The sequence below is a fragment of the Rhizobacter sp. P3_B12 genome, assembly GCF_056402895.1.
The window spans coordinates 1-2,552 of the sequence record NZ_JBFUGN010000893.1 but is presented as its reverse complement, the minus strand read 5'-3'; the positions used below and the strand labels follow the sequence as shown (position 1 = coordinate 2,552).

The 2,552-nt window shown below is 72.4% G+C and carries 3 protein-coding genes; all 3 read left to right on the top strand.

Going from position 1 to position 2,552, the window contains the following annotated elements; all coding sequences use genetic code 11:
- Positions 1-1,017: zinc-binding metallopeptidase family protein (locus AC1D01_RS29655; protein WP_477872816.1), on the top strand; the 1,017-nt coding region annotated here is incomplete at its 5' end.
- An 89-nt stretch (positions 1,018-1,106) separates the two neighbouring features.
- Positions 1,107-1,568, top strand: a complete 462-nt coding sequence (locus tag AC1D01_RS29650) for an Rrf2 family transcriptional regulator (protein WP_477872814.1) — start codon at positions 1,107-1,109, stop codon at positions 1,566-1,568.
- Entirely contained in the window at positions 1,558-2,496 is a 939-nt protein-coding gene (locus AC1D01_RS29645; RefSeq protein WP_477872812.1) for an NAD(P)/FAD-dependent oxidoreductase, read from the top strand. Before AC1D01_RS29650 ends, AC1D01_RS29645 begins: the two co-directional genes overlap by 11 nt.
- Positions 2,497-2,552: the final 56 nt, after the last annotated feature.

Below are 2,552 nucleotides of genomic sequence, written 5' to 3'. Positions count from 1 at the left end.
AACGTGGCCTGCGAGCGCTGTGGCGCCACGCTCGGCTTCGTGCCGGATGAGCTGGCGATGGGCGCGTTCGAGGTCGCGGCCGACGGCCGCTGGACCCGGTTGCGCGACGGCGCCGCGGCCCAGCGCCCCTGTCACAACTACACCAGCGCGCAGGCCTGCAACTGGATGGTGCCGGCCGCGAGCGAGGCGACGCTGTGCACCTCGTGCCAGACCACGCACATCCTGCCGGCGCTCAGCGAGCCGGACAAGCTGCTGTCGTGGCAACGCATCGAGCAGGCCAAGCGCCGGCTGGTGTACAGCCTGCTGTCGCTCGGCCTGCCGGTGCGCAGCCGGGCTGTCGATCCGGAGCACGGCGTGTGGTTCGAGTTCCTCGCGGAGATGCAGCCCGGCCAGCGCGTGTTGACCGGCCACGACAACGGCACCATCACGCTGAACGTGCGCGAGGCCGACGATGCGCAGCGCGAGGCGACGCGCACCGAGATGCACGAGCCCTACCGCACGCTGCTCGGTCATTTCCGGCACGAGATCGGCCACTACTACTGGGACCTGCTGGTCGACGGCACGCCGTGGCTGGACGAGTTCCGCACGCTGTTCGGCGACGAGCGCGCCGACTATGCGCAGGCGCTGCAGGCCCACTACGGCGCGCCGTCGGCCGACTGGCCGCAGCAGTTCGTCAGCGCCTATGCGAGCGCGCACCCGTGGGAGGACTGGGCCGAATGCTGGGCCCACTACCTGCACGTGCAGGACGGCCTGGAGACCGCCGCGGCCTGGGGCCTGCAGCTCGCCTCGCCGGGCGGCGAGCCGGTGCGCGCGGCAGCCCTGGAGTCGCGCGACGAGGCCCTCGAGCCGGCCCTGATCGAGCGCTGGCTGCCGATCTCGCAGTTCATCAACGCGATGTCGCGCAGCCTCGGCTCGCACGACGCCTACCCGTTCGTGATGCCCGAGCCGGTGGTGCGCAAGCTGGCGTTCGTGCACCGCGTCGTGACGGCGGCCCGCAGCGGCGACGCACCGCGCTGACACGCTGCGCGCTGGAGTGCCCCACCCCTGCGTGGGGTTTTCGGGGCGGGCCCCAGGCGCCCCGAACATCATGCAACTCATAATGTTGCATGAAACGAGACAGCAAGCTTTCCGGCGTCCTGCACGTGCTGTTGCACATGGCCGAGCAGGACGGCCCGGCCACCTCCGAATCGCTCGCCTCGGCGATGCAGACGAACCCGGTGGTCGTGCGCCGGCTGATGACGGGGCTGCGTGAAGCCGGCTTCGTCGCATCGGCCAAGGGCCACGGCGGCGGCTGGGTGCTGTCATGCCCGCTGCACGAGGTGACGCTCGGCGACATCCATGCGGCGCTCGGCTCGCCCGGGCTGCTCGCGTTCGGCAACCGCACCGAGAGCCCCGGCTGCCTCGTCGAGCAGGCGGTCAACGCCGCACTCGACCACGCCTGCCAGGAGGCCGAGGCGCTGCTGCTGGCCCGGCTCGGCCAGGTGACGCTCGCCGACCTGTCGAACGACTTCCACCGCCGGCTGCAAGCCACCGGCCACACCCTGAAGGACCTCCACCATGCCCATTGAAACCCTCGATGCCTCCCTCGACGCCGTCGTGATCGGCGGCAGCTTCGCCGGCCTGTCGGCCGCGCTGCAGCTGGCGCGCGCCCGCCGCACGGTCGCGGTGGTCGACGACGGCGCACCGCGCAATCGCTTTGCGGCCCGGTCGCACGGCTTCTTCGCGCAGGACGGCACGCCGCCGCTGCAGCTGATCGCCGCCGCACGCGAACGCGTGCAGGCCTACCCGACGGTGCAGTTCGTCAGCGGCCGCGCGCTGCAGGCCCGCCGCGACGGGGACGATTTCAGCGTGTCGCTCGACGACGGCCGCAGGCTCGCGGCGCGCCGGCTGCTGCTGGCGATCGGCGTGCAGGACACCTTCCCCGACATCGACGGCCTCGCGCCGCGCTGGGGCGCGAGCGTGCTGCACTGCCCGTACTGCCACGGCTACGAAGAGGCCGGTCGCCGCCTCGGCGTGCTGTCGGCCGGACCGGCCTCGGTGCACCATGCGCTGCTGATCAAGGAGTGGGGCCCGACCACGCTGCTGCTGAACGGGCAGCCGCTGGCCGACGACGAGGCCGCTCGGCTGCGCGCGCACGGCGTCGCGATCGAACCCGCCGTCGTGCAGGCCCTCGAAGGGCCGCTGCCACGGCTCAGCGCGGTGCGCCTCGCGGACGGCCGCTCGCTGCCGCTGGACGCGCTGTTCGTCGCACCGCGCGTGCGCATCGGCCACGAACTGGTCGACTCGCTGGGCTGCGAACTCACCGACGGTCCGTTCGGTCCGATGCTGCGCGTCGACGACATGAAGCAGACCAGCGTGCCCGGCGTCTACGCGGCCGGCGATGCCGCGCACCTGCGCCACAACGCCACCTTCGCGTCGGCCGATGGCGTGCTGGCCGGGGTCTCGCTGCATCACTCGCTGATCGCCGGGCTGGGAGCACCGCATGCCCATCGATGATCGTGATGCCGGTCCGGCGCAGCGCGCGTTGTCCGGCCTGTGGCAGCAGGCGGGCC

Coding starts and splice junctions, on each gene's coding strand:
- AC1D01_RS29645 (WP_477872812.1), top strand. CDS start 1,558: ATGCCCATTGAAACCCTCGATGCCTCCCTCGACGCCGTCGTGATCGGC.
- AC1D01_RS29650 (WP_477872814.1), top strand. CDS start 1,107: ATGAAACGAGACAGCAAGCTTTCCGGCGTCCTGCACGTGCTGTTGCAC.